This is a genomic window from Flavobacterium sp. LHD-85 (genome assembly GCF_030929595.1).
In the GTDB taxonomy this organism is placed as follows: Bacteria; Bacteroidota; Bacteroidia; order Flavobacteriales; family Flavobacteriaceae; genus Flavobacterium.
In genome coordinates, this window is record NZ_JAVFVR010000016.1 from 65,559 (window position 1) to 77,469 (window position 11,911).

At 32.8% G+C, this 11,911-nt stretch carries 9 protein-coding genes; 8 read left to right on the plus strand and 1 reads right to left on the minus strand.

Annotated elements, in window-relative coordinates; genetic code table 11:
* Positions 1-83 precede the first annotated feature (83 nt).
* The 3 genes from RB618_RS20375 (at position 84) to RB618_RS20385 (ending at position 4,868) form a co-directional block, all read left to right on the plus strand.
* Positions 84-875, plus strand: a complete 792-nt coding sequence (locus RB618_RS20375) for a polysaccharide biosynthesis/export family protein (protein WP_308070468.1) — start codon at positions 84-86, stop codon at positions 873-875.
* Positions 876-898: 23 nt separating this feature from the next.
* A complete protein-coding gene (locus RB618_RS20380; protein WP_308070469.1) occupies positions 899-3,271 on the plus strand; it encodes a polysaccharide biosynthesis tyrosine autokinase in 2,373 nt (790 codons plus the stop codon).
* Positions 3,272-3,452: 181 nt separating this feature from the next.
* Positions 3,453-4,868, plus strand: a complete 1,416-nt coding sequence (locus RB618_RS20385) for an undecaprenyl-phosphate glucose phosphotransferase (protein ID WP_308070470.1) — start codon at positions 3,453-3,455, stop codon at positions 4,866-4,868.
* Between the two features lie 8 nt (positions 4,869-4,876).
* Here RB618_RS20385 and RB618_RS20390 read toward each other — a convergent pair whose 3' ends face one another.
* On the minus strand, positions 4,877-5,614 hold the full coding sequence (locus RB618_RS20390) for a CpsB/CapC family capsule biosynthesis tyrosine phosphatase (protein ID WP_308070471.1): 738 nt from the start codon (positions 5,612-5,614) through the stop codon (positions 4,877-4,879).
* 111 nt (positions 5,615-5,725) lie between these two features.
* Here RB618_RS20390 and RB618_RS20395 point away from each other — a divergent pair, with 111 nt between their 5' ends.
* From RB618_RS20395 to RB618_RS20415, 5 genes are all read left to right on the plus strand, one after another.
* Positions 5,726-6,916, plus strand: a complete 1,191-nt coding sequence (locus tag RB618_RS20395; protein WP_308070472.1) for a DUF5009 domain-containing protein — start codon at positions 5,726-5,728, stop codon at positions 6,914-6,916.
* Positions 6,917-7,061: 145 nt separating this feature from the next.
* Positions 7,062-8,243 carry a hypothetical protein gene (locus tag RB618_RS20400; RefSeq protein ID WP_308070473.1) on the plus strand — a complete coding sequence of 394 codons (1,182 nt, stop codon included), beginning with the start codon at positions 7,062-7,064 and terminating at the stop codon, positions 8,241-8,243.
* Positions 8,244-8,275: 32 nt separating this feature from the next.
* Complete coding sequence (locus tag RB618_RS20405) at positions 8,276-9,439, plus strand: glycosyltransferase family 2 protein (protein WP_308070474.1); 1,164 nt, start codon at positions 8,276-8,278, stop codon at positions 9,437-9,439.
* Between the two features lie 84 nt (positions 9,440-9,523).
* On the plus strand, positions 9,524-10,882 hold the full coding sequence (locus tag RB618_RS20410) for a dihydrolipoamide acetyltransferase family protein (protein WP_308070475.1): 1,359 nt from the start codon (positions 9,524-9,526) through the stop codon (positions 10,880-10,882).
* Between the two features lie 221 nt (positions 10,883-11,103).
* Positions 11,104-11,874: a 3'-5' exonuclease gene (locus RB618_RS20415; protein WP_095931062.1), complete on the plus strand. Its 771-nt coding sequence runs from the start codon at positions 11,104-11,106 to the stop codon at positions 11,872-11,874.
* Positions 11,875-11,911 lie beyond the last annotated feature (37 nt).

Genomic DNA, 11,911 nt, shown 5'->3' on the forward strand with positions numbered 1-11,911 from the left:
CAATCCCTTTTTAGTAAAAATACGTTTGCAGGATAGTCTTTCTATTTTGTTGCAAATGTTCTATGATTTAAAATTCAAACCTAATGAAATTTCACTTTAATTTTTTTATAAAAACTGTAGTTTTTTTATCAGTTTTTTTCTTGTTCTTTTCTTGCGCTTCTAAGAAAGATCTTGTCTATTACCAAAATATTGATTCCCTTCAAACCAAGCAAAATATAACTTCTTATGAAGTTAAAATTCAGCCTGACGATTTATTAATGATTATTGTTTCTGCGGATGATCCTGAGGCTGCTATTCCTTTTAATTTAAAAACATATAGTATTGCCAGTAACACTAAGCTGGATATCGCTCGTGGTCAAGAAACGGTACAGTTGTATTTGGTAGATCATAGCGGAAATATTGAGTTCCCTATAGTTGGTAAAATAAAAGTAGGAGGATTTACTCGTACAGAGGTGCTGGAATTATTGCAGAATAAAATTGGAAATTACATTAAAAATCCAATAATCAATCTACGTATAACAAATTTCAAGGTTTCGTTGCAAGGGGAAGTGAACCAGCCAGGAACTTATTCTGTCGCTTCAGAAAGGATTACGTTAATAGAGGCTTTGAGTATGGCCAAGGATTTGACTATATATGGCAAAAGAGATAATGTTTTAGTTATTCGGGAAGTTAATGGGGTAAAATCATACAATAGAGTAGATTTAACAAAGTCAAATTTTATTAATTCTCCTTTTTACTATTTAGCTCAAAATGATGTAGTATATGTTGAGCCTAATAAAACTAGAGTGAATTCCTCGGCTGTTGGGCCAAATACCTCTGTAATCATTTCTGCGATCTCTATTTTAGTTTCGCTTTCAGTTCTAATTTTTAAATAAAATCGAAATAATAATAAAGTATAATGAAAGAGTTTTACAATGATGTTGAAGATGATGATATCGAAGATCTCGGTCTTAAGCAACAATTAGAAAAATATTTAGCTCATTGGCGTTGGTTTTTACTGAGTATTATAATAGGTCTGTTGTTGGCTTTTTTATATTTAAGATTTTCAACACCTAGTTATGAGGCTTCAACTACAATACTTGTTAAGGATGAGAAAAAGGGTGGGATGCTTTCAGAGCTTTCCGTTTTTTCAGATTTAGGTTTGGGAGCAAGTATGAAAAGTAATGTTGACAATGAAATTGAAATTTTAAAATCAAGAACTTTGGCAGAAAGTACAATTTTGAAACTTAATTTAAATATTGCTTTGTTTTATGAGGAAAATTTTATCAAGCGTGATATATATGGCGAAGCTCCGATCGAAATTCATTTTGTAAACAAAAGACAATCATTTGGAGAGGCAAATGTCAATCTTAATTGCGAATTAATAACTGCTGAAACTTTTTCATTAGTAGAGAAAACCGATAATAAGGAAAGCTTTATAGCATCGTCTAAAAAAGAGTTTAGATTTGGAGAAAAAATTTTCACGAAAATAGGAGCTTTAGTAGTAAACAAAACAGCTTTTTTTTCTGATTATTATTCAAATGGAGAGAAATCTATCTGTATTTTGATAAAACCATTAGATGATTTGACAGAAGATTTTAGAAAAAAACTCAAAGTAGAGCCTATTAGTAAAACCAGTAGTGTGGTTAGTATTTCAATTTCAGATCCAGTTGCTAAAAAGGCCGAAGAGTTTTTAAATAATATGGTTGAGATTTATAATGAGAGTGCGGCACAAGATAAAAATTTCATTTCAGAAAACACTTCTAATTTTATTGCAAACAGACTTGCCCTGATAACGCAAGAACTTGATGGTGTAGAGCAAAATGTTGAGAGCTTCAAAAAATCAAATCGACTAACCGATATTGAATCTGATGCAAAGCTGTATGTTGAAAGTTCAAATGAGTATGACAAAAAAGGGGTTGAAACAGAAATTCAGTTAAACGTAGTTTCTTCGTTGCTTGATTTTATTAAAAAAAGTTCAAACTCAGATCTCTTGCCTTCTAATCTAATATTAGATAAAGGAGGAGATGCATCTAATTTGATTAATTCCTATAATCAAATGGTTTTAGATCGTAATCGAGTTTTGAAATCGGCAACAAATGAGAATCCAACGGTTGTAAAATTAGACCAGCAAATAAATTCTTTAAAACTTAATGTAGCAGAAAGTTTGAATACAATGCAGTCTAATTTACAAATTCAAAATCGCGATCTAAAAACTAAAGAAGGGGTTTTGAACAGTAAGATTGGAAAAATTCCAGTTCAAGAGCGTCAGTTTAGAGCGATAGCAAGGCAGCAAAAAGTAAAAGAAGAGCTGTATTTGTACTTATTGCAAAAGAGAGAAGAAACTGCAATTTCTTTAGCTGCAACTGAGCCTAATGCTAGAATAATTGATACAGCAAAAGCAGAAAAGAATCCGGTAAGTCCGAAGAAAAAAATAATTTACCTAGCAGGAATTTTACTGGGGCTATTGATTCCGTTTAGTGTTATTTATGCGGATGATTTATTAAATACTAAAATTAAAAGCAGAGATGATTTAGAAGGGAAAACGCAAATTCCTTTTATAGGAGATGTGCCAAATTGCGAGCATGTATCAGAACTAATCAAACCTAATAGCAGGAGTAGTTCCGCAGAAGCGCTTCGTATTGTTAGAACCAATCTTGGATTTATGCTGAATAAGGGGGAAGAAGGAAAGGCAAAAACGATATTTGTAACTTCAACTTTAGCTTCTGAAGGGAAAACATTTATTTCGACAAATTTAGCAGCTAGTTTTGCATTGTTAGATGAAAAGGTTTTACTTGTAGGTATGGATATTAGAAGTCCAAAACTGAATGAATATATCGACCTTCCGACTGAAGGGCTGACAAATTATTTGTCTTCAAACAATAAAGAAATTGAGGATTATATCGTAAAGCATGATAAATATGAGAATTTTTATATTTTGCCTGGAGGAATAGTTCCACCTAATCCACCAGAATTGTTGACGAACAAAAAAGTAGATCAGCTATTTGAAAAATTAAAAGAAGAATATGATTATATTATAGTAGATACTGCTCCAGTTAGTCTTGTAACAGATACATTGCTCATTGCAAAAAATGCTGACACATTTGTTTATGTAATGCGTGCCAGATTTTTAGAAAAACGAATGATATCTATTGCAAACAGGTTTTTTAGAGATAAAAAACTTCCTAATATGTGCATTGTTCTCAATGATACAAATCCGAAAGGAAAGTATAGTTACGGTTATGGGGAGAAATTGGAGAAAAGAGGTTGGTTTAAAAAACGTATCAGCTAAAATAAGAAAAAACGGTTCAAAATATTTTGAGCCGTTTTTTTTTATGAGTTCAAAATTGGTAATGTATTCTTAATCTAATGTTTTGCAAGAATTGATCTAAAAAATAGCATTTAAGAATAATTAAAGTATTATTTTCGTCATCTATACCAAAACAAATCTTATCTAGGCAAATAAGTTGAAGATGAATTTTTTGCAAAACGTATCACATTATCGTATTTCGCGTTACTCCAAACTATTATTTGTATGCTGGGATTTACTATTATTAAATCTTGCTATCTATCTGTCCGCTATGGCGAGATTTGGAGACGTAGATAAGCTTTTTTTAAAAGACGAAAAAACAATCTCGTTGTTAGCAAACTTGATTTGGGTAGCTTTGCTGATGCAAAAAGATTCCCATAGAATAATTAGAATAGAGTATATAGAATCAATTCTAAGAAGGACTATTAAAAAGCTTTTTATACATATTGCGTTAATCGTTTTTTTTGTAGTACTTCTGAAATATACAGATATCTCTAGGCTTAGATTATTGTATTTTTATTCATTTTTCTTCATTTTGTTGTTGATTTCTCGTTACATTTTCATGAAGCTTTTAAAGAACTTTAGAGCGAAAGGGTATAATTTTAAAAAATTCATCATTATTGGAGCAAATGAGACTGGAGAGAAAATGCGAAAAATACTAGCTAAAAATTTAACCTATGGCTACAAATTTTTAGGATTTTTTGATCAAAAAAATGAAATTGAAAATCAGCCAATCCCAATTATTGGTGGATTTGATGATGTGCAGGAATTTATTATTAGAGAAAAAGTAGAAGAAGTGTATGTAGCTTTACATATTGATCATATTGAAATAATTAATAAACTGACAAAAATATGTGAGCAAAACTTGGTGAGGATCAAGTTTATACCAGATTTCCAATTGTACACAAAATCTAGTAAAGTTGAGGTTGCTTTTTACGAAAACACACCTGTTTTGATGTTACGACGCGAACCATTAGAACTTGCAGTTAATAGACTTGTAAAAAAAATATTTGATCTTTGTTTTTCAATATTGGTTATAATTTTAATCTTTCCGTGGCTATTTCCTATAGTGATGCTGTTTATAAAGTTAGAATCACCTGGACCAGTATTTTTTAAACAAGAGCGCTCTGGTCGTGACAATAAAACATTTTCATGCTATAAATTTAGAAGCATGTATATTAATGATTTTGCACATGACAAGCAGGCTAGAAAAGGGGATTCGCGTATTACAAAGTTTGGAGCTTTTATGCGAAAAACAAGTATTGATGAACTACCTCAATTTTTTAATGTTCTATTTGGAAATATGTCTGTTGTAGGACCAAGACCTCATATGATAAATCTTGCTAAAGAATATGGAGAGCTAATAGATAACTATTCGGTTCGACATTACGCAAAACCTGGAATTACAGGATGGGCACAAGTAAATGGATATCGCGGAGAAACAAAAAAGCTTTCGGACATGGAAAACAGAGTTGAATGTGATATCTGGTATATAGAAAATTGGAATTTGTTGCTGGATGTTAAAATTATAATTCGAACAATAATGAATATTGTTCAAGGGGAAGAAAATGCATATTAGTGGTCCTCTTAAAATTTAAAAAAAGCATTGTTAGCAATAACTTCTTTTAGATTTGAAATGCTTTTAATATTTACTTTTTCATCAAAGGCTCTAACATGTTTAACATGATGTATATCGGTTCCTGCAAAATCATACATACCTTTTTTTAGCAGCTCTTCAGCAATTTTAGTGATTTCTCCACCATAATAACCAACAATAGAAAGTAAATTTAACTGAAATTTGCAGCCAGCTCTTTTTAATTTCTCATATTCATTAAAACTTTTGTGATAAAAAATATATCTTTCGGGGTGTGCTAAAACCGGAATGTATCCAGCTACCTGTAGGTCAAAAAGTATTTTGTAAAGTTCTAATGGGGCATTAATGTATGACATTTCGACTAAGACATAATTGTCTTTTAACGTTAATAGCTCTTCAGTTTTAAAATGTTTTTCAAACCAGTCATCCATAAAATATTCTGCCGCAGCTTTAAAAGAAATATTCATGCTTTCTTTTTCTAAAAGACATTTGGTTTCTTCGTAAGTGTTTATAATGGTTTGAGGAGAGTTATCCCAAATATAATGACTTATGTGAGGTGTAGTTACGAATTGTGAAACGCCAATTTCTTCTAAAGATTTAATCAGATTTTTTGTGTGTTGAATGGTTTTTGCACCATCATCAATTCCTGGCAGAATATGAGAATGAATATCTACAAAACTGCCATCAAGCAGGTCTTTTAAAATAGGTTTTGATTTGAAGAATGATAGCATAAAGTAAAAACTGTAGAACTCAAATATTAATGTGCAAAATTAGTCGAGAATTTGTTATAAGACATTTTAGAATTATACTATATTTGATTTTTAGTAAAAAAGTAAAAAATTATGAAAATAAAAGAGAATCTGTTTAATCAGCGTATTATTTCTATTGATGCTTTGCGTGGAATCACCATTTTTGTAATGATTTTTGTAAATGAACTTGCAAGTATTAAAAATGTACCGCAATGGATGAAGCACATGCCCGCTGATGCCGATGCAATGACTTTTGTTGATTTAGTTTTTCCTGCTTTTTTATTTATTGTTGGAATGTCTATTCCGTTTGCTTTTAATGCTCGACTTATAAAAGGAGATAATCCGAAAACAATCTGGACTCATACTTTTAAAAGAGCGATTGCGCTTATTGTAATTGGTGTTTTTATGGTCAATGCCGAATATGGTTATGATGCATCGAAGATGATTATCGCACCTGCCTTTTGGGGACTTTTGGCTTATAGCATGCCAATTCCGATTTGGAATAAATACCCAAAAGATTTTCCTGTTTGGATAAAAAATGTGCTTCAATATGGAGGGATTTTAGTTCTCATTGCACTTTATTTCATCTATGTCCAAGATACAGGAGATCGTGGAATGACGCCAAAATGGTGGGGAATTCTAGGTTTAATAGGTTGGGCATATCTTTTTACCGTAATTTATTATTGGCTGGTTTCGGGAAGCTTATGGGCAATGATTGGGCTTTTGATTTTTTCTGTTATTATGAACTCTCTCAACTTAATTGAAAGCTCTTTTGTTCAAAGCACTTCTTGGTTGAGTTTTATAGCGGGGCACCTTACACATGTTTCTCTAACTTCGGCTGGAATTATAATTTCATTATTGTTTTTTGATCGAAAAATCAGTTCCAAAATTAATTGGACGGTAATTGGTTTTATTGCTTTGTTTACGATAACAGCAATTTTGCTTCGTCCGTATTTCGGAATATCAAAAATCAAAGGAACACCATCTTGGACAATGTTTTCAGCAGCAATTTGCACCGTTCTCTTCTATTTTCTGTATTGGCTTATGGAAGTTAAAAAACAGACAAAATGGAGCGAGTTTTTTATGCCAGCTGCAGCAAATCCGTTATTGATTTATATTTTGCCGGGTATTATTTTTTATTTCAATAAAGCACTTAATCTTCATATTCTGCCAGAATATTTTACCGAAGGAGTTCCAGGAATTATCTGGTCTTTGGTGTTCTCTATTATTATGCTTTTTGTGATGAAAATTTTGAACCGATACAAAATTCAGCTGCATCTTTAAGATTTAGTTTTCAGTCGCCGTTTTCAGTTTGCAAACTGTGACTGCGACTGAAAACTGTGACTAAAAAAAACTTTCAAGCATAAAATTAGCCATTATTCTTAATAAAATTTTAAATTTGTAAGAAGCGGTTTTTAAGATATTGTGTGTGAATAGTTTAAAAATTAAATACATTTTGGTTTTGTTTTTAATAGGATCGTTTTGTCAGGCGCAAAATGATAGTACCGCCGTGGAAACTAGAGATATCTTAGATGTTATTCATAAAATTTTTGATAAACAGGATACTATTCGGCCAGACAGAAAACGAAAACTAACTTTTTCCTTATTGCCTGTTCCTGTTGGGGTTAATTCTAGCAATGGTTTGGTTGTTTCTTTTCTGACTACTTTTTACTTGGGAGATGCAGAAAAAACTAAAATGTCTCAAATTACCTTTTCGCCTTATTTCAGTTTCAGCAATCAATTTGTATTTCCGATCCAGTCTTATATTTATACAAGTGACAATAAATGGAATCTTATTGGAGATTATCGTTACATGATTTATCCGCAGGATACTTATGGATTGGGTATAGACAATTCTGATAAGGAAATGTCAACTCTCGATTATAAGCAGTGGCGTTTTTATCAGTTTATTACGAGGCAGATTGTGGGCAATTATCGTTTGGGAGTTGGTTTTCTTTTCGATAATTATAAAAATATTTCTGAAGAATCTTATATAGACGGAGAAACAGATTATTATAAATATATGAATGGTGATTATTCCGATGAGACTTCTTTCGGGTTTGCCATTCAAGGTTTGTACGATTCCAGAGAGAATATTATAAATCCAGAACAAGGTTTATATGTCGAAGCCGATTTACGACTCAATACCAGTGGAGTAGAAGGCGATAAGTGGCAGTCTTTGTATTTTGATGCCCGAAAATACCATTCTTTTAGTAAAACCAAACATCGTGTTTGGGCTTCTAGAGCATTCTTTTGGTCCACTTTTGGTGGAAAACCGCATTATTTGGATTTGCCAAGTATTGGTTGGGATCGTGAAGGGAAAACAGGTCGTGGATTCACAAAAAACAGATATCGAAGCAATGCTTTAATTTATTTTGAAACCGAATACAGAACCGATATCAGCCGAAATGGTTTTTTTGGCGCTGTTTTTTTTACCAATGTTTCTTCGGTTTCTAAACTTGATACCTATGAATTTAAAAAATGGAATCCGGCAGTTGGAACCGGAATCCGTATAAAATGGAATAAACGTAACGGCAGTAATCTCGCTTTAGATTACGGAATCAGCAAAAACGATTGGTCGCTGCGTTTGGGGTTATCAGAAAATTTTTAACTTCGGCCAAAATCTACAGACCCAATATATTCATGCAGTTATCGGTTGTTATTTTAAATTACAATGTACGTTACTTTCTCGAACAATGCCTTTTAAGTGTTCAGGAAGCAGTTGCGTCAATCGATGCCGAAATTATTGTGGTCGATAATAATTCATCAGACGAAAGCGTTTTGATGATGAAAGAAAAATTTCCAAACGTAAGACTAATTGAAAACAAAGAAAATTTTGGTTTTCCAAAAGGCAATAATATTGGTGTTCGTCAAGCGAAAGGAAAGTACGTTTGTATTTTAAATCCTGATACTGTCGTTGCAGAAGATACTTTTATAAAGATTCTGGCTTTCGCCGAAAGGCAAAATAATCTTGGAATTGTAGGCTGTAAGTTAATTGACGGGAAAGGAGCATTTCTTCCAGAAAGCAAAAGAGGAATTCCAACGCCTTGGGTTGCTTTCACAAAAATTTTCGGATTGTATAAAATCTTTCCCAAAACCAAACTTTTTAATCAATATTACGCGCAGCATTTAAACGAAAACGAAACGGGAAAAGTAGATATTCTCGTTGGTGCTTTTATGTTTTTAGAAAGAAAACTATATGGGGATCTAAATGGTTTTGATGAAAAATGTTTTATGTATGCCGATGATATCGATTTGTCATATAGAGCTTTGCAAATAGGAAAAGTAAATTTTTATTTTCACGAAACTATCGTTTTGCATTATAAAGGCGAAAGCACCGTAAAAGACGAAAAATATATGATGCGTTTTCAGGAGGCTATGAATTTCTTTTATGAGAAACATTTTAAGAAATCGAGGTTCTTTAGTATCTTTATTCAAATTGGTGCTTTTTTGTTTTCTGTTGCTAAAATGTTTCAAGGAAAACCAAAAGAAAACCCATTGCCGGAAAGTTATTTTTTATACTCCGAAAATGAGAAATTCGCTAAAAAACTAGCTCCGATTTTGGAAAATAAAGTTGCTTTTTTAGATTTCAAAGGAGAAAAAATGGTAAATTCGTGCCTAATTTTAAAGGGTAAAAAGGCAGAGATCATTTTGGATAATCACTATATTTCATTCAAAAAATGTATCGAAATCATAGAAACTCTTAAAGATAAGCAGGTTACTTTTAAAATTTTTCCCAAAAATACAGGTTTTATTATTGGAAGTAATTCAAGGAATGACAGAGGGCAAATCGTGAAAATTCAGTAAAAAATTATATTAAGTGTAATTTATGTTTAAAATTTTCATTAATTTCGCAATCTGAAAATCAAAAACATCTTTTAGATTAACAATATGGCAAGATTTGAATTAAAGCTTCCTAAAATGGGAGAAAGTGTCGCTGAAGCAACCATAACTAACTGGTTGAAAGAAGTTGGAGACAAAATTGAGGCTGATGAAGCCGTACTCGAAATTGCAACAGATAAAGTTGACAGCGAAGTGCCTAGTGAAGTATCAGGAATTTTAGTTGAGCAATTGTTTGGTAAAGATGATTTAGTGCAAGTAGGGCAGACTATTGCCATTATTGAAACTGAAGGCGGAGAAACAGCAGCTCCAGAAGCTGTAAGTACAGTTCAGGAAACTGCCGCTCCTGCAGAAGCTATCGAAATCGAAAAAACAATCGAATCGGTTAAAGAAACGGTGACTTCTCAAGATTTCTCAGGATCAGATAAATTCTTTTCTCCATTAGTAAAAAATATTGCAAAAGAAGAAGGTCTTTCTTTAAACGAACTTGAAAATATTGCAGGTTCTGGAAAAGACGGACGTGTGACTAAAGAAGATATTCTAAAATATGTAGAAGCTCGTAAATCGGGTGCTGTTCAAGTTCCTCAAGCGGTTGAAACGGCTCCAAAAGTGGCTGTCGAAACTCCGAAAGCTGAAACTCCAAAAGCAGTTGAGCCAGTTGTTCAAAAAAGCCAGCAAGCAGTTCCAGTTTCTGTAAACGGAGCTGACGAAATTGTGGAAATGGACAGAATGCGTAAACTGATTTCTGGCTACATGGTGGCTTCGGTTCAGACTTCTGCTCACGTACAATCTTTCATTGAAGTTGACGTAACGAACATTGTAAAATGGAGAGATAAAGTAAAAACGGCTTTCGAAAAAAGAGAAGGCGAGAAATTGACTTTTACTCCAATTATGATGGAAGCGGTTGCAAAAGCTTTAAAAGATTTCCCAGGAATGAATATTTCTGTTGATGGAGATTATATTATTAAAAAGAAAAATATCAATTTAGGAATGGCGGCAGCATTGCCAAACGGAAATTTAATTGTACCTGTAATTAAAAATGCAGATCAGCTGAATTTGGTTGGAATGGCAAAAGCGGTTAACGATTTAGGAAATCGTGCAAAAGCTGGAAAGCTAAAACCAGACGATACACAAGGCGGAACTTACACAGTTACAAACGTTGGTACTTTTGGAAGTGTATTTGGAACGCCGATTATCAATCAGCCGCAAGTTGGAATTCTAGCGCTTGGTGCAATTCGTAAAGTCCCTGCGGTTATTGAAACTCCAGAAGGTGATTTTATCGGAATCCGTCAGAAAATGTTCTTGTCGCACTCTTATGATCATAGAGTCGTAGATGGTGCATTAGGAGGAAGTTTTGTAAAACGTGTGGCAGAATATTTAGAAGCTTTTGATGTAGATAGAGATTTCTAAAAATAGATTGTAAAATAAATTCAAATCCGATAGGTTTTAAAGCTTATCGGATTTTTTTGTTTTGTAAGAAAAGAATTAAGTGGATATGCCTACTCTTGCTGAGGCCTCATTTTGGAAAAGTTAAAATCGCTATTTGAAAGCTTTTTTCGACAAAAAAAAATCAGAATAAAGAGAGATATTCGGCTTTAAAAATTACATTTGTAAACTTATAAAAATTAGAAATGGAATTAAAACTTAACAAGCCAATTTGCTTTTTTGATCTCGAAACAACGGGAATTGATATCGGTAAAGATAGAATCGTAGAAATTTCAATATTCAAAGTTTTTCCTAACGGAAACAAAGAAAGTAAAACCTGGTTGGTTAATCCGACAATTCCAATTCCTCCGCAGACAACTGCAGTTCATGGCATCACAGACGAAAAAGTGGCCAACGAACCAACTTTTGCAGAACTCGCACCGCATATTCATAACATGATTAAAGATAGTGACTTGGGCGGATTTAATTCTGATCGTTTTGATATTCCGCTTCTGGCTGAAGAATTACTTCGCGCGGGAGTTGATTTTGATATGAAGAATAAGGTTTCTGTAGATGTTCAGACGATTTTTCATAAAATGGAAGAGCGTACTTTAAGTGCTGCTCTGAAGTTTTATTGCGGAAAAAGTCTTGATAATGCGCATTCGGCAGAAGCAGATACAATGGCAACTTACGAAATCTTGAAAGCGCAATTAGATCGTTATCCGGAATTAGAAAACGATATGAAATCTTTATCTGAATTTACAACGCGTAAAAAAATCGCTGATTTCGCTGGAATGATTGCTTTTGATAAAGATGATGAAGAAATTTTTACTTTTGGAAAACACAAAGGTGCCAAAGTGGAGAAAGTTCTAGAAACAGAACCAGGATATTTCAGCTGGATTCAAAATGCCGATTTCCCTTTGTACACCAAAAAAGTTTTGACAGCAATTAAATTAAGAAAATTAAATACGAAGTAAGTTTCTAAGATGCTAAGTTTCTAAGGTTCTGAGTTTT

Bases quoted from the DNA above. Each gene is read 5' to 3' on its own strand.
- RB618_RS20375 (WP_308070468.1), top strand. From the start codon at position 84: ATGAAATTTCACTTTAATTTTTTTATAAAAACTGTAGTTTTTTTATCA.
- RB618_RS20380 (WP_308070469.1), top strand. From the start codon at position 899: ATGAAAGAGTTTTACAATGATGTTGAAGATGATGATATCGAAGATCTC.
- RB618_RS20385 (WP_308070470.1), top strand. From the start codon at position 3,453: ATGAATTTTTTGCAAAACGTATCACATTATCGTATTTCGCGTTACTCC.
- RB618_RS20390 (WP_308070471.1), bottom strand. From the start codon at position 5,614: ATGCTATCATTCTTCAAATCAAAACCTATTTTAAAAGACCTGCTTGAT.
- RB618_RS20395 (WP_308070472.1), top strand. From the start codon at position 5,726: ATGAAAATAAAAGAGAATCTGTTTAATCAGCGTATTATTTCTATTGAT.
- RB618_RS20405 (WP_308070474.1), top strand. From the start codon at position 8,276: ATGCAGTTATCGGTTGTTATTTTAAATTACAATGTACGTTACTTTCTC.
- RB618_RS20410 (WP_308070475.1), top strand. From the start codon at position 9,524: ATGGCAAGATTTGAATTAAAGCTTCCTAAAATGGGAGAAAGTGTCGCT.
- RB618_RS20415 (WP_095931062.1), top strand. From the start codon at position 11,104: ATGGAATTAAAACTTAACAAGCCAATTTGCTTTTTTGATCTCGAAACA.